Source organism: Gordonia sp. NPDC057258 (assembly GCF_042668985.1).
Lineage (GTDB): Bacteria > Actinomycetota > Actinomycetes > Mycobacteriales > Mycobacteriaceae > Gordonia > Gordonia hongkongensis.
This window is the reverse complement of the sequence record NZ_JBHUXZ010000012.1, coordinates 94,771-112,055: the sequence shown is the minus strand read 5'-3', so window position 1 is coordinate 112,055 and position 17,285 is coordinate 94,771. Positions and strand designations below refer to the sequence as shown.

17 protein-coding genes are annotated in these 17,285 nt (G+C 63.7%); 11 read left to right on the top strand and 6 right to left on the bottom strand.

Features of this window, described 5'->3' with window-relative positions; all coding sequences use genetic code 11:
• Window positions 1-120: 120 nt before the first annotated feature.
• Genes ACFUEJ_RS11375 through ACFUEJ_RS11365 form a run of 3 tightly spaced genes read left to right on the top strand, consistent with a single transcriptional unit; the run spans window position 121 to window position 6,283 of the window.
• Entirely contained in the window at window positions 121-1,866 is a 1,746-nt protein-coding gene (locus tag ACFUEJ_RS11375; protein ID WP_388029455.1) for an N-6 DNA methylase, read from the top strand.
• 47 nt (window positions 1,867-1,913) lie between these two features.
• Window positions 1,914-3,143 carry a restriction endonuclease subunit S gene (locus ACFUEJ_RS11370; protein WP_388029452.1) on the top strand — a complete coding sequence of 410 codons (1,230 nt, stop codon included), beginning with the start codon at window positions 1,914-1,916 and terminating at the stop codon, window positions 3,141-3,143.
• On the top strand, window positions 3,143-6,283 hold the full coding sequence (locus ACFUEJ_RS11365; RefSeq protein ID WP_388029449.1) for a type I restriction endonuclease subunit R: 3,141 nt from the start codon (window positions 3,143-3,145) through the stop codon (window positions 6,281-6,283). The genes ACFUEJ_RS11370 and ACFUEJ_RS11365 overlap by 1 nt, the downstream gene beginning before the upstream one ends.
• 94 nt (window positions 6,284-6,377) lie before the next feature.
• Here the strand turns inward: ACFUEJ_RS11365 and ACFUEJ_RS11360 are convergent, their stop codons facing one another.
• Together ACFUEJ_RS11360 and ACFUEJ_RS11355 are read right to left on the bottom strand one after the other, a co-directional pair.
• Window positions 6,378-6,875, bottom strand: a complete 498-nt coding sequence (locus ACFUEJ_RS11360) for a hypothetical protein (protein ID WP_388029447.1) — start codon at window positions 6,873-6,875, stop codon at window positions 6,378-6,380.
• A gap of 345 nt (window positions 6,876-7,220) precedes the next feature.
• On the bottom strand, window positions 7,221-8,513 hold the full coding sequence (locus ACFUEJ_RS11355) for a protein NO VEIN domain-containing protein (protein WP_388029445.1): 1,293 nt from the start codon (window positions 8,511-8,513) through the stop codon (window positions 7,221-7,223).
• A gap of 597 nt (window positions 8,514-9,110) precedes the next feature.
• Between ACFUEJ_RS11355 and ACFUEJ_RS11350 the strand changes: the two genes are divergently transcribed.
• Both ACFUEJ_RS11350 and ACFUEJ_RS11345 read left to right on the top strand, forming a co-directional pair.
• Entirely contained in the window at window positions 9,111-9,710 is a 600-nt protein-coding gene (locus ACFUEJ_RS11350) for a hypothetical protein (protein ID WP_388029443.1), read from the top strand.
• Between the two features lie 278 nt (window positions 9,711-9,988).
• Entirely contained in the window at window positions 9,989-10,180 is a 192-nt protein-coding gene (locus ACFUEJ_RS11345; RefSeq protein ID WP_388029440.1) for a hypothetical protein, read from the top strand.
• Window positions 10,181-10,280: 100 nt separating this feature from the next.
• Here the strand turns inward: ACFUEJ_RS11345 and ACFUEJ_RS11340 are convergent, their stop codons facing one another.
• Window positions 10,281-10,550, bottom strand: a complete 270-nt coding sequence (locus ACFUEJ_RS11340) for a hypothetical protein (RefSeq protein WP_388029438.1) — start codon at window positions 10,548-10,550, stop codon at window positions 10,281-10,283.
• 208 nt (window positions 10,551-10,758) lie between these two features.
• Entirely contained in the window at window positions 10,759-11,289 is a 531-nt protein-coding gene (locus ACFUEJ_RS11335; protein WP_388029435.1) for a M15 family metallopeptidase, read from the bottom strand.
• 383 nt (window positions 11,290-11,672) lie between these two features.
• On the opposite strand from ACFUEJ_RS11335, the gene ACFUEJ_RS11330 reads away from it, so the two are divergent.
• Window positions 11,673-12,284, top strand: coding sequence for a hypothetical protein (locus tag ACFUEJ_RS11330; protein ID WP_388029432.1), 612 nt, complete (start codon window positions 11,673-11,675; stop codon window positions 12,282-12,284).
• A 22-nt stretch (window positions 12,285-12,306) separates the two neighbouring features.
• Here the strand turns inward: ACFUEJ_RS11330 and ACFUEJ_RS11325 are convergent, their stop codons facing one another.
• Window positions 12,307-13,002 carry a helicase associated domain-containing protein gene (locus tag ACFUEJ_RS11325; RefSeq protein ID WP_388029430.1) on the bottom strand — a complete coding sequence of 232 codons (696 nt, stop codon included), beginning with the start codon at window positions 13,000-13,002 and terminating at the stop codon, window positions 12,307-12,309.
• 148 nt (window positions 13,003-13,150) lie between these two features.
• On the opposite strand from ACFUEJ_RS11325, the gene ACFUEJ_RS11320 reads away from it, so the two are divergent.
• The 5 genes from ACFUEJ_RS11320 (at window position 13,151) to ACFUEJ_RS11300 (ending at window position 16,198) form a co-directional block, all read left to right on the top strand.
• Window positions 13,151-13,543: a hypothetical protein gene (locus ACFUEJ_RS11320; protein ID WP_058253264.1), complete on the top strand. Its 393-nt coding sequence runs from the start codon at window positions 13,151-13,153 to the stop codon at window positions 13,541-13,543.
• Window positions 13,540-14,292: an RES domain-containing protein gene (locus ACFUEJ_RS11315; protein ID WP_388029427.1), complete on the top strand. Its 753-nt coding sequence runs from the start codon at window positions 13,540-13,542 to the stop codon at window positions 14,290-14,292. The genes ACFUEJ_RS11320 and ACFUEJ_RS11315 overlap by 4 nt, the downstream gene beginning before the upstream one ends.
• Window positions 14,277-15,035 carry a helicase associated domain-containing protein gene (locus tag ACFUEJ_RS11310; RefSeq protein WP_388029425.1) on the top strand — a complete coding sequence of 253 codons (759 nt, stop codon included), beginning with the start codon at window positions 14,277-14,279 and terminating at the stop codon, window positions 15,033-15,035. The genes ACFUEJ_RS11315 and ACFUEJ_RS11310 overlap by 16 nt, the downstream gene beginning before the upstream one ends.
• 4 nt (window positions 15,036-15,039) lie before the next feature.
• Window positions 15,040-15,741, top strand: a complete 702-nt coding sequence (locus tag ACFUEJ_RS11305) for a helicase associated domain-containing protein (RefSeq protein ID WP_388029422.1) — start codon at window positions 15,040-15,042, stop codon at window positions 15,739-15,741.
• Between the two features lie 268 nt (window positions 15,742-16,009).
• Window positions 16,010-16,198: a hypothetical protein gene (locus ACFUEJ_RS11300; RefSeq protein ID WP_139114236.1), complete on the top strand. Its 189-nt coding sequence runs from the start codon at window positions 16,010-16,012 to the stop codon at window positions 16,196-16,198.
• 57 nt (window positions 16,199-16,255) lie between these two features.
• Here the strand turns inward: ACFUEJ_RS11300 and ACFUEJ_RS11295 are convergent, their stop codons facing one another.
• The gene (locus ACFUEJ_RS11295; RefSeq protein ID WP_388029419.1) at window positions 16,256-16,624 is read right to left on the bottom strand and encodes a PH domain-containing protein; all 369 of its coding nucleotides are present in this window, start codon (window positions 16,622-16,624) and stop codon (window positions 16,256-16,258) included.
• Between the last annotated feature and the right edge of the window lie 661 nt (window positions 16,625-17,285).

The window sequence follows — 17,285 nt, the reverse complement described above, 5'->3', positions numbered from 1 at the left end:
GAGTGTCGGCCGTCAACACTATCGACCTGCCCAAACCACGCGCCACGCGTGCGATGAACACGCACATAGTCGCAACACCCAATCAGCATGTACCGTCAAGCAAGTCACGCAAGGAGCAATGTGAGCACCCTCGGTAGCTTCATTTGGTCAATCGCCGACCAACTTCGAGGCCCCTACCGCCCCAATCAGTACGGCACCGTGATCCTCCCACTCACGATCCTGCGCCGCCTCGACTGCATCCTCGAGCCCGACCGAGACATGGTTCGCGAGCTCGCAGCGACGTACGACAACCCCAACCGACTCAAGGTCGAGGTCAAAAAGGCCACCGGACGACCGTTCTACAACACCTCCAACTACTCATTCGCAAACCTGCTGGCCGACGCTGACGGGCTGGCGGACAACCTCACGGACTACGTCGACAGGTTCTCCCCCGACGTCGACGTGTTCGAGTACTTCGACTTCAAGAAGGAGATCCTCGCCCTCGACAAGGCGGAACTCCTACGCGAGGTCGTCACATCCTTCAAAGGTGTCGACCTGCACCCGGACGTCGTGTCCAACGCCGACATGGGCGATGCGTTCGAGTTCATCATCCGCAAGTTCAACGAGGCTGCGAACGAAACCTCCGGTGACCACTACACCCCGCGCGACGCGATCCGGCTGCTGGTGGACTTGCTCTTCGCCGAGAAGGACGCCGACCTGACCGAGGCCGGCATCGTCCGCACCCTGTACGACCCCACCGCGGGCACCGGCGGCATGCTCGCCCTCGCTGAGGAACACCTCCTCGACCAGAACCCGGACGCGAAGCTGAGCCTGTACGGACAGGAGTACAACGGTCAGTCGTATGCGATCTGCAAGTCCGACCTACTCGCCAAAGGCCACGACGCCACCAACATCGCCTTCGGCAACACCCTCACCGACGACGCGTTTAAGGGCCGCCACTTCGACTTCTGCATGTCGAACCCGCCTTACGGAGTCGACTGGAAGCAGTACGCGAAAGCGGTTACGAAAGAGCGCGACGAGGCCGGCCCCTACGGCAGGTTCGCCCCCGGTCTACCGGCGACCTCGGACGGGCAGATGCTCTTCCTGCTCCACCTGGCCCACAAGATGCGTGCTCCCGAAGACGGCGGCGGCCGCGTCGGCATCGTCATGAACGGATCACCGCTCTTCAACGGGGCCGCCGAATCCGGCCCCTCCAATATCCGCAGATGGTTGCTGGAGAACGACCTCGTCGACGCCATCGTGGCGTTGCCGACCAACATGTTCTTCAACACCGGCATCGCAACGTACATCTGGATCCTCGACAACAGCAAGCACCCCGACCGTAAGGGCCTGGTTCAGCTCATCGACGGATCGTCCTACTGGACCAAGATGCGAAAGAATCTCGGCGCCAAGAACCGCGAGCTCAGCGATGCGGATCGCGCCAGAGTGGTGAAGTTGTATGCCGAGTTCACCGACGCCGACCCGGATTGCTCGAAGACCCTACGGAACGACGAGTTCGGTTACTGGACCATCACCGTCGAGCGTCCGATGTTGGACGAGAATGGTAAGCCGGTCGTGGACCGCAAGGGCAAGCCAAAGCCGGACTCGAAGAAGCGCGACACAGAGAATGTCCCCTTCACCTACGGCGGCTCCACCGCCGGCGCCTCTGCCAAGACCGAAGTCATTCGGGCGTACTTCGACGCCGAAGTGAAACCACACGTCCCCGACGCCTGGATCGACTGGAACAAAGTCAAGACCGGCTACGAGATCCCCTTCACCCGCCACTTCTATAAATACGTCCCACCCCGCCCGCTCGCCGAGATCGACGCCGACCTGGAAAAGCAGGTCACTAAGATTATCGACCTCCTGCGGGAGGTCGAGCAATGACAGGACCGTTATGGATCGCCCTGCCTGCCGGGTGGAAGACAGGCCAGGTGAAGAACGCAGCAACGGTCACGCTGGGAAAAATGCTGCAGAGCAAAGATTCCGGTGGCGACGTACGCGCCCCGTACATGCGGGCCGCCAACGTGCAACCTGACGGCGTGCTCGCACTCGATGATGTAAACGAAATGTGGTTCGCTTCCTCGGAAATGGAACAGCTAAGCATCCGATCAGGCGACGTCGTCGTTGTCGAGGGCGGTCAGGGTGGGTTCGGTCGGGCGGCCTTCGCAGCCGAAGATCTCCCCGGCTGGGGGTTCCAGAACTCGATCAACCGACTGCGACCGACCCGGGACTTCGACGGACGGTTCATTGCCTACTACCTGATCGCGCTACGAGCCAGCGGTTTCATACGCGCCTACTCCAACGTGGTCTCGATGCCGCACCTCACAGCGGAAAAGCTCGCGCGGATTCCGATGCCACTGCCACCTCTTCCGGCGCAGAGCGCCCTCGCGGACTACCTCGATCGCGAGACCGCCCGCATTGACATTCTTATCCAGGAGCAACGGCGCCTGATTGAGACGCTCAGCGAGCGTCGAGCAGCGGTGATTACCCAGGCTGCTACCCGTGGTCTCGACGGTTCCCCGCTCTCAAACAGCGGCAACGTGTATCTGGGAGATGTCCCCGCCCACTGGGTCGTGAGCCGTTTCAGTCGCGAGATGTCCGTGAACGGCGGACAGGTCGACCCGAGAGTTGACCCGTGGGCGCATATGGTTCTGGTCGCACCAAACCACATCGAGTCCGGGACAGGTCGAATCGTCGGTAGAGAGACAGCTCTAGAGCAAGGCGCCGACAGCGGCAAGTACCTTGCCAGTGCAGGTCAGATTCTCTTCTCGAAGATCCGACCAGCACTCAACAAGGTAACTCTGGCGGCCGAGGACTGCCTGACAAGTGCCGACATGTATGCGATGTCGAGTCGCCACGACGATGACCACAGATACCTCATGTACTTCATGCTCGCGCGCCCCTTCCATGCGTTCGTCACCCTCGCTTCGTTGCGAGTCAAGATGCCTAAGGTCAATCGCGATGAATTGGGAGAGGCGCCATTCTTGCGGCCTCCCAAAGCGGAACAACGGCGCATCGCGGCATATCTCGACGAACAGACGTCGAAGATTGACACATTGATGGCGGAGACCGAGCAGTTCATCGAGCTCTCCCGCGAGCGGCGGACGGCGTTGATTACGGCCGCGGTGACGGGACAAATCGACGTGAGGGAGATGGTGTGATGGCCGATCACAACGAGGTGGTCTTCGAGGACGAGATTTGCGCGTACCTGGAGTCCCACGGGTGGTTGTACTCGGCGAACGATTCCGGCTACGACCGGGAGCGTGCGCTGTTCCCCGCCGACCTGTCCGCATGGCTGCGGGTCACCCAGCAGGCGGCGTACGAGAAGGCGTTGAAGGCGGCGGGGTCGCCGTCGAAGTTCCTCGATGTGCTGACCGCCGCGCTGGACAAGCCCCTCGAACACGGCGGCGGGACGCTGAACATTCTGCGTAGCGGGGTGCAGTACATCGGTGGTGGCCGGTTGAAGATGGCGCAGTTCCGTCCCGAGACGAGCCTGAATGCGACCACCACTGCGCAGTACGCGGCGATGCGGGTGCGGGTGATGCGGCAGGTGCACTTCTCCACCGCCGACCGGCGCAGCATCGACTTGGTCTTCTTTGTCAACGGGCTCCCGGTCGCCACCGTCGAGTTGAAGACCGATTTCACTCAATCGCTCGATGACGCGATCAACCAGTACCGCAAGAACCGGCACCCGCTGACCAATGGCCGTCCGGAGCCGCTGCTGTCGTTCGGGCACCGGGCGCTGGTGCATTTCGCGGTGTCCAATGATCTGGCCGCGATGACCACCCGCCTCGAGGGCGAGAAGACCCACTTCCTGCCGTTCAACATCGGCCATGACCATGGCGCGGGTAACCCGCCTGGTACCGACGGGCGGTCGGCGACGGCGTACCTGTGGGAACGTGTCTGGGACAAGGACTCCTGGCTGGGCATCATCGGCCGGCTGATGATCGTGGAGACCAGGCAGGAGTGGGACGTCGCGACTGGGACGTCGGTGTCACGGACGAGCATGCTGTTCCCGCGGTTCCACCAGTGGGAGGCGGTGACGAACATCGTCGCCGCGGTGCGCGACGAGGGTGTGGGGCAGCGGTACCTGATCGAGCACTCGGCGGGATCGGGCAAGACGAATACCATCGCGTGGACCGCCCACCGACTAGCCCGACTGCACATCAACGACAAGAAGGTGTTCGACTCGGTGATCGTGGTCGTGGACCGCACCGTGTTGGACGGGCAACTGCAGGACGCGATTCGGCAAATCGACGGCTCCGGAAAAATCGTCGCCACGATCAGTCCGGAGGACGTCCGTAAGGCCGGCGCGAAGTCCAAGTCCGGTCTCCTGGCGACCACGCTCAAGAACGGGGAGTTGATCATTGCGGTGACGGTGCAGACCTTCCCCTACGCCCTCGACGAGATCCGCAAGGACTCGTCGCTCAAGGGGCGGCGGTTCGCGGTGATCGCCGACGAGGCGCACTCCTCGCAGTCCGGGCAGATCTCTTCCAAACTCAAGGCCGTTCTCACCGCGGAGGAAGCTGCCGAGGTCGAGGCCGGCGGTGAGGTCGACGTCGCGTCGATCCTGGCCGCGGAGATGACTGAACGGGCCGAGTCGCCCAACATTTCCTACCTGGCATTCACTGCCACACCGAAGAACAAGACCCTGGAACTGTTCGGCCGTAAAGGCCCCGACGGGAAACCCGCCGAGTTCCACCTCTACTCGATGCGCCAGGCGATCGAGGAGGGCTACATCCTCGACGTGCTCAAGGGCTACCAGACCTACGACACCGCACTGAAGATCGCCGGCAACGCAGGCAGTGGCGACGGCGACGAGGTCGACGAGGCTGCCGCGCGGAAGGGCTTGATGCGGTGGGTGAAACTGCACCCGACGAACATCAGCCAGAAGGTGCAGATCATCGTCGAGCACTTCCACGCCAACGTCGCCCACCTGCTCGAGGGCAAGGCGAAGGCGATGGTCGTGACCGACTCCCGCAAGGCCGCGGTGAAGTACAAGAAGGCGATCGACGCCTACCTCACCAAGCGTGCCGCCGAAGACGCCTCGTACAACTACCGCACCCTGGTCGCCTTCTCGAGCTCGGTCACGATGGACGAGGACGAGCAGTGGGCGCCCGAGTGGGGGCCGCAGCCGAGCACGGACGACGAGTTCACCGAAGCCAACCTCAACCCCGGCGCCGGTTCCGATCTGGCGGCGGCGTTCAAGGGCACGACATACACGATTATGCTGGTCGCCAACAAGTTTCAGACCGGCTTTGATCAGCCGCTGCTCTCGGCGATGTACGTCGACAAGAAGCTCTCCGGGGTCACCGCCGTGCAGACCTTGTCGCGGCTCAACCGCACCCACCGCACCGCCAGCGGGGAGCAGAAACGCAAGACGTTCGTCATCGACTTCGTCAACAAGCCTGAAGACATTCGGGCCGCGTTCGAGCCGTATTTCACCAACGCCACCCTCGAGACCGAGACCGACCCCTATGTCGTGGTCCACCTCGCCACCAAACTCGCCCAGTCCGGTATCTACACGCCCGAGCAGGTACGGGACGTCGCCGAACTGTGGGTCACCCGCAAGGGCAACAACGCGCTCTCGGCCGCGATCAGCCCCGCCAAGAATGACTTCGCCCGCCGCTACGCCGCCGCGCTCGACTCCGAGGACACCGTCACCCTCAACACGCTTGATCTGTTTCGCAAGGACGTCGCCACCTACGTTCGGCTGTATGACTTCATGAGCCAGATCGTCGACTACGGCGACCCTGAGTTGGAGATGCTGTCGATCTTCCTGCGGCTGCTGGAACGGGTCATTCGAGAGTCATCCTGGGCCGCCGAGGTCGACCTCTCCGACGTCGTACTGGTCGGGGTGAAACACACCAAAGCCACCGCGGTCGACATCGCACTGACCGGAGACGGCGAGCTCACCGGCATCAGCGCGGCGGGCACCGGCTCCCGCAAGGAACCCAAATTCGTGGCCCTGCAAGTCGTCATCGACAAGATGAACGACCTCTTCGGCGCCGATGCCTTCACCGAGTCCCAGGTCCGCGAATTCGTGCACGGCCTGGTCCAGACATTGCTCACCGACCCCGGCCTAGTCAAGCAGACCGCGGTGAACTCCAAGAAGCAGTTCATGGAATCCCAAGACTTCCAGGCAGCGGTCACCGAAGCCGTCGTCGACAACCAGAACGCCCACAACGCCATGGCCGACTATTTCTTCAGCGACGGCCCCGGTGTCGCGGCAGTCATCGTGGCGCTCGCCGACGCCTTCTACGAAGCCGCGATCGATCAGCCACCCACCGACGGCGGGTAGGCGCCGATAATCGACAGTTACGTCCACCCGCCTACGGATGAAACCGGACCCAACCGTGACCGGCTTAGCGGACCGTGCGTGCGCGACTTGCTCGCTATAGACCTGCGACCAGCCGTTCGACCTTCTGCCCCTCAGCAGCCGAGAGACCTTCGTTGATCTGGACGAACACCAGGGCGTTCGGTGACCCGTATCGATGCGGGCCAGCGAGTGCCGCAGCCTCGTCATACGCGGCGACTGTCTTGGTGTAGATCTTGCGGTCCGAGAACACGAGGATCTGGCCAGATTTACCGGGCACCGAGGGCAACTCGAACTCGTACTTCTCGGTAGCGCCGATGCCGAGCCCCGCGGGTTGGGACTTCGTGCAATTCGTCCCGACTTCCAGCTCAACAATCTTCTCGCACACGGCCGCCGCATCAAGCTCTGCCGAATCCGGTGCTACTGCAGCGGCGGTTGGGGTCGAACCTGCCCCGACTGACGCGTGCGTTGTCGGACTCTCCGAGGTTTCTGCCGTGTCGGCTGACGAACACCCAGCAGCTGAGAAAGCGGGAGTCGGCATCGAGACTCGCTGGTAGGAATGGTCCGAGATCGCCACGATGAATCAATTGGTGTGGCGTCCTTGCGATTATCAGCTGCGTGACGCGGATGGCACCGAATGCCGCGCGGTAGGCAAGGGTATCGCACCGCCCCTCGGCTGGATTAGGACCGACAACGGCGAGCCCCACATTCCGCGTTTGCCAGCTCAGGTCATCACGTAGGTTGGACTATCACAGCAGCAGTCAGCCGCGCAGAGCCTCGGCCTCCACGTAGGTCAGGCAAGAAACTGGGCGCCTCATCGGTCGCTGACATCGACTGCGAGATCCCGTGCGGCCACCGGGTGTCGCCGCACGGTCCGCTGTCATTGACGTTCTGCGTGATCGTAAACAACCGGGTCGATCGGTCAGACGACATCACTGTCGCCCAGGTCCCAACGGTATTGCAGCGCAGTCAGCGTGCCGGCGTCTGGGTCGAACGGCATAATAAGCACCTCGCCGGCCTCCTGGTCTACGATCCCGTCGCTGGCGAATCGCATTCCTGACCAGATACCAATGACACAGCTTCCGCGGTGCCGTCGGGCGTGCTCGACCTCGCCACGAGTCAGGAGCACCGCGTCTCCGTTGCTCTGCGTGCCCTTCGCTTCCAGATAGAGCGTTTGTCTTCCTTTGGTGGCGACAGCGTCATAAGGCCCGTCGTAGCGGGTGTCGCGCACCACCCATCCCTCGTCTCGGTAGTGCTCCATGAGCCAGTCCTGGGCTGCGTCCTCGATGGCTTTGCGTCTGGCGGCGTCGACGAGCCTCCCCTGCCCCTCCCCTGGTGGGCGAGTGTGGCCGACGTGCTCTGACCACCTCGCTTGGAGGTCAACGACCACTTCGGGTTGGATCTCCGTCCCGCTGGCCATCGGGGTCCAGTTCTGCACGGGAAACTCATCCTGGAGTTGGTCAGTCCGCAACATGTTGTCGGGTTCGACGAGTCGGTCCCACAGGACATCGACGTAGTTGGCCATTGCGCCGGTGTTATCCCAGTGCGCGTCGGTATAAATGATTTCGTCGTGAACTTCCGACGGGTCGGCGAAGTCGACAGCCTCGCCACTGCCGATAAGACCTCGACCTCTCGTCCCCTGACGCAGCAGAAACACCCGGTCACCGCGGCGGATTCCCGTCGTTCTGCTGCCGGTCGACCACCGCCCATCGACCATGTGTCCTTCCCGGGTGGTCAGAACACAATCGCGGTAGTCGGCCCAGTCCGAGCTATCGGGATTCCAGGTGAGCAGGAATGCGCGCTGTCCCGCAGCAGATTCCGAGCTCTCCTCAGTTTCAGGATCCGCGACGTAGTTGATGGCGTTACGACCGCGGTGGACCGCGGGCTGATCGACGAGGAGGTCGTACAGGGGATCAGCAGAGGTGAGCGGTTCACCGATCAACGCGATCTTGGTGGCTTTGGGGCCAGGGTCGGAGACCCGTTCGTAGCCCTTGATCTTGAAGGCCGCCACTGTCCGGTCATCGTGAACGAACGTCGCGTACGTCTCCTCGGCAATCCTCGCCTCGTTGAGGTCCCACCGCCCGCGGTTGTGCTGCCACAATTCCCCGTCGCCGGCGGACGGGTCGAAACCGCACCATGACCGATTTAATGAGTCAGATGCGATCTGCTCGGGTGTGTGATCGATTCGGTCGCTCAATCGGATTTGGATCACCATGCCGCCGAGTCTCTCAGACGTGCAGGCGCTGCGGCTCGCAGTTCTATCGGCTGCTACGTGGCACGGCTCGGATCATGGCAATCATTGCCCCCGAAAACGTTCGCTATCGACGACCCGCGACCGGCCGCAGCGGTGCTGCACATCTACTTCGGCGACCCCATACCCTTGCACCGGCGCCGTCTTCGACAGCTGCGACTCCACCGACTCCGACGTCTACACTGCGATGACCTCGGCCATCGGCTTCCTTAGCTGCAGACTCGCTGTTGCTTGTTGCGTCGCTTCCTAGCCCGATTAGACCGGTCATCAGCGACACCTGAAGCTGACGGATGGACTGCCTCATGAACTCGACGTCGTCGGCATGCACACGTCCAAGGGTGTTCTCCGTGTTATCTGCGAAAACCGAGGTAGGAGACCGCACGTACACCCTCGTAGCCGTCCATGCCTGTTCGGGCCACCGCCTGAGTTCTGAGTTCGAAGGCGGATGGCGGGTCCGCTTCATACCGAATACTGTCTAGCACATTTGAGGACCAGACTGTGTAAAGACATCAACTTCCACGAAGAGCCACGCGGGTCGTGCCGCTGCTATTGTTCCAGCTCATGACGGACCCCGGCACGCAGCCCGACCTTCACCCGGGCGAGAAAACTATGATGTTGAGGCTAGGAATTGTAGCGGCTGCAGCTGCACTCGTAGGCTCGCTAATTGGTGGGTCAGCGACCGTCGGAGCGGTCTGGTGGCAGACGAGCAAGGCCGAAGAGGAATCGGTCGAACAATTCCGGCGAGACAACCTGGGTGACAAATACTCGGACCTGCTGGCCGACCTTGAGCAGATGGCCGATCGCTTGAACGACTGGGAATGGTGTGCTGGTTTCGACCGGGAGGACATAGCAAACGGTACTAATGCCGACCGGATTGCGCGCTGCAAAGCGGACGCCTCAAATGGGCGTGAGCTGGGCAACCATGCGTTGAACCTTAAAGACGAGATAAGTTTCGCCTCCCCCGCGGCGGTCAATTTCGCCTGGAATGCAATTGCAACCTACAACGGCGCATACACCAGTCTGGTCGAGATTATTCCAATTCTGGGCTCGGTACCATCTGATTTAAACCGAGAGCTCGAACAATCGAGCACAAAGTTTGCACAGCAAGAGTTTCGTTCTCGGTTCGAGTTAATTAGGGAACTAGGCCTCCCCTCCTCGTAGTGTCGCGGTCGCCCCCCGCGAGGTGATGCATCCTGGTACAAAAATACAGGCAGAACGGTGACGAAGGACATCCAAGAACTGCTGCAAGCACAAGTCCAACGCGCACGCGAGACGGAGGGTAAGGCAGCCAGATCCACGTCCTCGAGGACAGCGAACTGGTGCTATTGCTCATCGCTGCTCGAATGCGCTGCGCACGGCGACGAGCCTCAGCCGCTCCCTCTGGTCCGCGGAAGCTGAACTACGGTATGAGTCGAGACTCCTTCGAGGCCGGCCATTGCATGCTCGCCTACCTCGACGTTCTCGATGTCATCTCCGACTTCCAGCGCTCGGCCGACGGAAAGGTTGATGGATTCAGCGATCGAGGTGCACAACCCCACCTCCTGCGGTTCCACCCCGAGGCCCTCGACCGACCCGCATTTCCGATCCTTACGACGACCATCAGAGAACAGATCGCCAAATCTGAGGGGTGAATGGCCTGGACACTGCAGTCCTGCGTGAGTGTCGGCCGTGTATGACTGCGCCCCGCTAACCGATGCGGTTGCGGGGCTCAGTACGTATCAGGGCGTGGGGTCACCAGGTGAGGTGCGGCTGTTTCGTCGGGGCCTGGTAGGTGTCGAAGTGCCAGCCTTTGAAGCCCTGGGCGCAGGCTGTTGCGCCGAGGTTGGGGTTTTGCGCGAGGATTGTGTTGCGCCACGCGGTGCATTCCACGACACCGCTGTAGGTGTGGGTGGTCGCCTGCGCGGGTGCCGCGGTGAGACCGCCGACTAGCGCGGAGGCGCTGATTCCGGCGGTGACGACCCCGCCGACTACGACAGCGCGCACCTTGTTAGTGATGTTCATACTGATCTCCTTCTGACGATCTTTGATTGCTACACAACGTGATTGATTGAGAGCGAGGTTCAATGAACCAGGCTTCGGCACAGGCGACGGGCTGGTCGAGGACGAGGGACCGCCGGTGCCTGTCACCGGAAACCGCTCAACGTTCGTGCGGGCGCCGAGTCCCTGTCTGACGAGTCGCCGCCCGCACAGCTGATTCCGGGTGGAGTAGCTATCTGACTTCGAAGTGCGGATCGTCAGGGAGGCTGGACCATTCGCCACCCCAAACGAACTGGCCGCCCATGCTGGCTAGCTTGGCGCGTATCTTTTCGGTTTGCTCGGGGGTGAAGGTGCCCGAGAATCCCTGCCCGCCATGGATTTCGAGGTTGAGGTCCACGGCGGTGCCGCTGCCGTGGTTGGAGTAGGCCGTGTTCGTCGGCGGGACGAGTGCCGGTTCGGCCCATGACCAGTCGTCACCGTTGCCCAGAGTGATCGGCTCGACGTTGGCGTCAAACCAGGTGACGAACTCGCGGAGCAGTTCGGTGGGCTTACCGGGGGCGGTCCAGAACTTGACCCCGTTAACGGCCCATTGGGTGGTTTGGGCCTGAGTAATGAGCGGGTACCCATTCTGGGAGGTCCCGGCGGCGGCAGCGCCGGCGCCGGGGATGGATGCGCACCCGACGACAAGCGCCGAACCGGCGACCAGGAGATGGGTGCGGAGGCTGCGGGTGGGCAGCGTGGAGCGAGAGTGACTGGACGGCATCAGTCAACCTTTCGATTCGATTGTGAACGTTGCGATTCTCAGCAGATCCGCGCCGACGGCAACCAGCAGGGATCTGCAGCAGCAGAGAACCTATTGCAGACAGTACCCGTGAACTGTCCACCTCAAGGTCCGCGACCGCCGACTATCCGTCGACCGGCGAGCCGAAGCGTACGGGCGTGGGTCAGTTTTCGTCCTGTGAAGTCCCTGGCGAGCGATGTCGTGCGGCGGGTTAGGCTACGCGCGTGACCATGCCGCCACCTGGTCCTGGCCATCCCGGTTACGGGTTCCAGGGCCCGCCCGGACAGCCCGGGCAGCATCCGCCGAACGCCGGTTTTCCGGGACGGGGAGTCCCGTACGGAGCGCCTGCGCCCTATCCGGGAGGTGTGTACCCGCCGCATCCCGGTGGTCAGCCACCGAAAAAGAGCCGCAAGGGATTATGGCTGTTAGCCGGGTTCTTGGGGTTCGCGACGGTGCTCGCCTTGATGATCGCGGTGAGCGTGGCCCTCGAGGACCCCAGCGACTTCGAAAACAACGTCGCCGACACCACCGAGGTGAGAGTGGGTGACTGTCTGACGGTAGGCGAACTCGCCGGGGAGCTCGAGGTCGAGACGGTCGACTGCAGCTATCGAGGGTTTCATTATGCAGTCGCGGAACGGGTGCAGACCCGAAACGGTTGTGGCATCGACTACGCCGCGTTCTGGTACGAGGAACGCCCGTACGCCGGCGCCCGCCCACGCATCGAGGAAGTACTGTGCCTCGCCCAGGTGTACCAGCAGGGGCTCTGCTACTCCGAACCGCCAACGGATGTGCCAAACCCGTTAGCCAAGGTGACTGAGGTCGACTGTTCGCGGGTGACGCTGGTCCCGGGCGGTACGAACTACTTCAAGGTCGAGACCAAGGTGGCCGCGGCTCCGGAATGCACAGAGGGACAGGTCGAGTACTTCGCCGCGAAGCCGACACCGGCTGGATACTGCTTGACGTACTTCGAGCCTTAGACCAACCGCCGCACGGCTAGTACTAAGTCGCAGAACTCTCTGCGCCGTGATCGTGAGGCACGGGCGGCCGGCGCGAAGATCGGAGGTTCCACTGCCAGTCGGGGAACTCGGTTTCGAGGCGGCGGATCCGGTCGGGCGAGAGTCGGTGTCGTCGGTACTCGGTGCGGCGTTTGGCCACCCAGGCGCCGATCGGGAATCCGTCGATCGTCGCATCGCGAGGTGGCGAGCTCGATCCATGCTCGTCGACGAAGCGGTGCAGGTGGTCCAGGCCCACGTGGAACGGTGGTCGGGCCCGCAGGGTCCACTGCCAGTCGGGGAACTCGGCTTCGATCTGACGGACGTGTCCAGGTGGCATTTGTCCGGACCGGTATTCGGCGCGGCGGCTGGCGACCCAGGTACCGATCGGGAATCCGTCGATGACGTCATGGCGGCGGGCGTTGCTGGTCCCGTGGCGGGCGACGTAGCGACGCAGATGGTTCAGGCCGGCGGTGAAGCTCGTCCGGGCGTTGGTCTTCCACTGCCAGTCGGGGAACTCGGACTCGAGTTGCGCGATCCGCTCCGCGGGCAAGACGCCACGGCGATAGTCGGTGCGGCGGGTGTTGACCCACCGGCCTATCGGGAAGCCGTCGATGACGTCCCGCTGGCGCGGGTTGCTGGTGCCGTGCACGGCGACGTACCGACGTAGATGGGCGATACCCTCATCGAATCGGCTGGTCACAGTCACCTAGTGTGCCTGTCGCCGGCGAGCGGTCGACCATCCACCCGGCGTTCTCCCACAATCATCGAGGAGGTCGCGTCGGGCACTCCCGCTGGTGCCTAGCTGTCACGCGGTGTGGGATCTATACTGGGATCTAGAGGTGATCACAATGACAGCAGCACATCCGCGGCCGGATCTGGCCGCCTACGCCGAAGCAGCACGTATGTCGCAGCCCGAACTCGTGGCTGCATTGCGCGATCTGCTCGGCGCGAAACTCGTGGCCTACCTGGGCCGGGTGAGCGAAACCCGAGCGGTGCGGCAATGGGCCGAGGGCACCCGCACCATCGCCAACCCCGACGACGTCGAACGACTCCGGATCGCCTACCGCGCCGCCCGGCTGATCACCGAACGTGACACCCCCGCCGTCGCCCAAGCGTGGTTCCAGGGCCTCAACCCGGTCCTCGACGACCGGGCGCCGGCGTTGCTGTTACGCGACGGTGAACTCGCTGACGTCGGCCCCCAGGTGCTCAACGCTGCCCGCCAGTTCGCCGCGGTGGGATGAACCAACCCCGCACGTCGACGATCGGCACCCCGCACGGCCCGATCACCACCAGCACCCGGGCCGCCACGCCCATCTATCGGATCGGGTACGCGCCGAGTCCGTGGGAGTGGACGCCGTGGGAGTACGCCACCGACGGCCGCTTCGCCGGCCGCTGGGACGACCCCGACGGGGTGTGGCGCACCCTGTACTGCGCCGACACTCCCCTGGCCTGCTACCTCGAAGTCCTCGCGTTCGCCCGACCCAGCCCGCAACTGATCGCCGAGCTCGACGACATCGTCGTCGACGACGAAGACGAGCAGGACTATCCCACGCTGCCGCCCGGGCGCGTCCCGCGATCGTGGTGTGAGGCACGGATGCTCGGCCACGCCACCCTGACCGGACGGTTCGCGGTGCCCGCCGACCCGGACAGCCTCGCCACCCTGCGGACGGTGTTTCGGCCACTCGCGATCCGCTACGGACTCGACGACCTCGACACCGCCGCGTTACGGGACGGGCGACCCCGCGGTCTCACCCAGTCCATCTCGCGCTGGCTCTACGCCCTCACCGACCACGGACACGCAGCAGTCGACGGGATCGAGTTCGACTCCCGCCACGGCGACCAGCTGCGCATGTGGGCGCTCTACGAACGCGCCGCCGACCCCGACATCAGCCCCCACATCGACGTTGTCGACCACTGCCCCATCGACGCCGCGGATCCACAACTGGCCCGCGCCCTGACCCTTCTCGGACTCGAGTGGACCCCCGCATAGACCGACCTGAAACAGGCTGTCCCGCATCGTCGAACGAGGATGAGGCTGGCTCGACCAGCCGTGGTAATGCCTACGACCGTCTCTTCGACACCGGGATCGCCCACCTGCACCGCTACGCCGCCATGCATGGTTCCAGCTCACCTCCCCGCGGCGCGACGATCGACGGGTTCGCGATCGGTCAGTGGGTCGTCAACCGCCGTGGCGAGTACCGGCGGGGCCAGCTGTCGGCCGAGCGGATCCGCCGCATCGAAACCGATTTCCCCGACTGGGTGTGGAATGTGCGCGAGGCGATGTTCGACGTCGGCGTGGCGCATCTGCGCCGTTTTGCCACTGTCCACGGCACGAGCAACGCCGGAGAGGGCGATGTGGTCGACGGTTTCGAGATCGGCACCTGGGTCGCGTCCCGTCGCGCCGACTACCGCAGAGGCCGACTGTCGGCCGAGCGGATCGCGCGTCTGGAGTCCGAGTTCCCGGACTGGCAATGGCTGCCGCAGGACGAAGCCTTCGCGGCCGCGTTCGAGACCGGACTGTCCCACCTGCGCCGCTACGTCGCCGTCCACGGGACCAGCCAGGTCCTTCAGCGGGATGTGATCGACGGCTTCCCGATCGGTACCTGGGTCGCCACCCGTCGCGCCGACTACCGCAAAGGCCGATTGTCCGCGGAGCGGATCCGCCGCATCGAAACCGAGTTCCCGGACTGGCAGTGGACGGTACGACCCGCCGCCACGAAAAGCAGGCGGTGACGTCGTGCCCAGCGAGCACAACTCCCCGACCGCTGGCCGCCGACCTGCGGACGATCGGCGGTTCGACGCCGGGATCGCACACCTGCACCGCTACGCCGCCGAGCATGGTTCGAGCTCACCGGCCCGCCACGCGACGATCGGCGAATTTCGGATCGGCGCCTGGGTCGACAGCCGCCGCACCGACTACCGGCTCGGCCGGTTAACGCCCGAGCGGATCCGCCGCATCGAAACAGAGTTCCCCGACTGGCGGTGGAACGTGCTCGATGCCGCCTTCGCGGCCGGGATCGCACACCTGCGCCGCTACGCCACCACCCACGGCACCAGCAACCCCCGCCAGCACGACGTCATCGACGACTTCCCGATCGGCCAGTGGGCGGCGAACCGCCGCGCCGACTACCGCACAGGCCGACTACCCGCTGACCGAATCTCGCTCTTCGACATCGAATTCCCGGACTGGGAGTGGAACCCCCAGGACGCGGCATCGGCCGCCGCGTTCGAGGCCGGCCTCGCGCACCTGCACCGGTACCGAGCCGTACACGACACCAGCAACCCCCGCCAGCGGGACGTGATCGACGGCTTCGCGATCGGCCAGTGGGTCGCCAACCGTCGCGCCGACTACCGTCGGGGCACCATGCCGGCCGAGCGGGCACGCCGCCTCGAGGCCGAGTTCCCGGACTGGCGGTGGACTGTGCGAGGCCGCTCCTAATTCGACCGAAGAACCACGGAGCCGAGGCAACGGATTCAAAACCCGTCCAGTGTCAGTTCGAGCGCGAACGACGGCACAGATCCCGCATACCCCAGGTCGGCCAGGCCATGACTCGCCTTCACGTGGGCTCCCGATGTGGACGGTCGCAGAGCTTTTGGCCGATACCGGGACCGGCGGTCAGCTATTGACGCCGAGGGCGAAGACCTGAATGTTGGAGGGGTCTGGTCGTCTAGTCAGGAGGTCACGAGTGCCGCAACACAGGGTGGACATGCGATTGCCGTCTCGACCGGTCGATGTGGGCAACGGCGACACATCGCTGTCGGTCTATGCCGATAACGTCAAGCTTGGCGAGATCGGGCTGTCTCGCGGGGGTGTGACCTGGTGGGCGCGGGACGCGAAGAACCCGACGCGGGATCTGACCTGGGAGCAGTTTGCCCGTTTGATGGAGCAGGGCTAACCCTCGCCTCTGTCAATTTCGATGCGGCAGGCCCGGTTGCGTGCGTCAAAGGGGGCCTCACCCAACGACGTAGCGGGCCCAGATCGCCTGGAGCTCGTAGATGTCGACCTGCCGATTGAATTGTCGAGCGATCGGATGCGAGGCACCTGATAGCCAGATCTTCAGTTCGGCGTCCAGGTCGAACGTGCCGGCTGTCTCCACCGAGAAGTGCGTCACCGATCGGTACGGGACCGAGTGATACTCGACCTTCTTGCTCGTGATCCCCTGCTTATCGATGAGAAGGAGCCGTCGGTTCGTGAAGAGGAACACGTCGCGAACCAGGCGGTAGCCGGCGTCGACCGTCTCGCCCTCACCCAAGAGCTTCGCGAACTCCGCTTGCCCTTGACGCGGGTCGATACGACCAGTGTTGCCCATCATCCCGTTCATTCGACATCTTCCCCGACCTCGAACGCGCGATTGGGCGCGAGTTCATCCGGGCGAACGTCGTTTCACGGTTCACCGCCGCCGGCGAGTGCATGGTGTGCGGGCACACGCTCGGCGACCGAGAAGAACTTACGGTTGTCTCGCCGTCCTGCGCCGCGAACGTGGATTTCACGTTCGCGCTTGCCCTGTCGCCGGCACACAGACTGTGCGTCTCGGGGCGATCGGGGTTCTTGGGCGCCTCGGGTGTCGAGGTCGTTGCGAGCGCAACATACCGTTGCGTCCCTGCGGTGTTCACCGATCCGGTGTCTAAAGAGATGATCCTCATCGTCTTGCTGAATCCAGCGATCGACCAGGTGGTGCTCTTCCAGAGCAGGAGTGCACTAGATGCTGGTCGGTGGAGTGTGCACGACCCGACCGGCGTCGGAAGCCAGGAGCCCGGATGGTTCCGTGCGCGATGACGTTGGCGCGCGACGCTAGCCGGCAGAGCGTTGGTGAGATAGACCTCGCCGGGTCGGCGCGTTTGCGGAACGGCTATACCTTCAACGCGCAGAAAGGTGCAGGCGCGAGTCACAGGTGCGCTCGTGTTCGTGTCGGACCTACTGGCAGTCCCAGAGTCGACCGACCGCGAACTGTTCAAGGAGTTCATGACGATCGCCGCCGCCGG

Excerpts from the sequence above, each read along its gene's own strand:
- ACFUEJ_RS11300 (WP_139114236.1), top strand. The coding sequence starts at position 16,010 with ATGCGATTGCCGTCTCGACCGGTCGATGTGGGCAACGGCGACACATCG.
- ACFUEJ_RS11320 (WP_058253264.1), top strand. The coding sequence starts at position 13,151 with ATGACAGCAGCACATCCGCGGCCGGATCTGGCCGCCTACGCCGAAGCA.
- ACFUEJ_RS11355 (WP_388029445.1), bottom strand. The coding sequence starts at position 8,513 with ATGGTGATCCAAATCCGATTGAGCGACCGAATCGATCACACACCCGAG.
- ACFUEJ_RS11295 (WP_388029419.1), bottom strand. The coding sequence starts at position 16,624 with ATGAACGGGATGATGGGCAACACTGGTCGTATCGACCCGCGTCAAGGG.
- ACFUEJ_RS11345 (WP_388029440.1), top strand. The coding sequence starts at position 9,989 with ATGCTCGCCTACCTCGACGTTCTCGATGTCATCTCCGACTTCCAGCGC.
- ACFUEJ_RS11335 (WP_388029435.1), bottom strand. The coding sequence starts at position 11,289 with ATGCCGTCCAGTCACTCTCGCTCCACGCTGCCCACCCGCAGCCTCCGC.
- ACFUEJ_RS11340 (WP_388029438.1), bottom strand. The coding sequence starts at position 10,550 with ATGAACATCACTAACAAGGTGCGCGCTGTCGTAGTCGGCGGGGTCGTC.
- ACFUEJ_RS11350 (WP_388029443.1), top strand. The coding sequence starts at position 9,111 with ATGACGGACCCCGGCACGCAGCCCGACCTTCACCCGGGCGAGAAAACT.
- ACFUEJ_RS11365 (WP_388029449.1), top strand. The coding sequence starts at position 3,143 with ATGGCCGATCACAACGAGGTGGTCTTCGAGGACGAGATTTGCGCGTAC.
- ACFUEJ_RS11315 (WP_388029427.1), top strand. The coding sequence starts at position 13,540 with ATGAACCAACCCCGCACGTCGACGATCGGCACCCCGCACGGCCCGATC.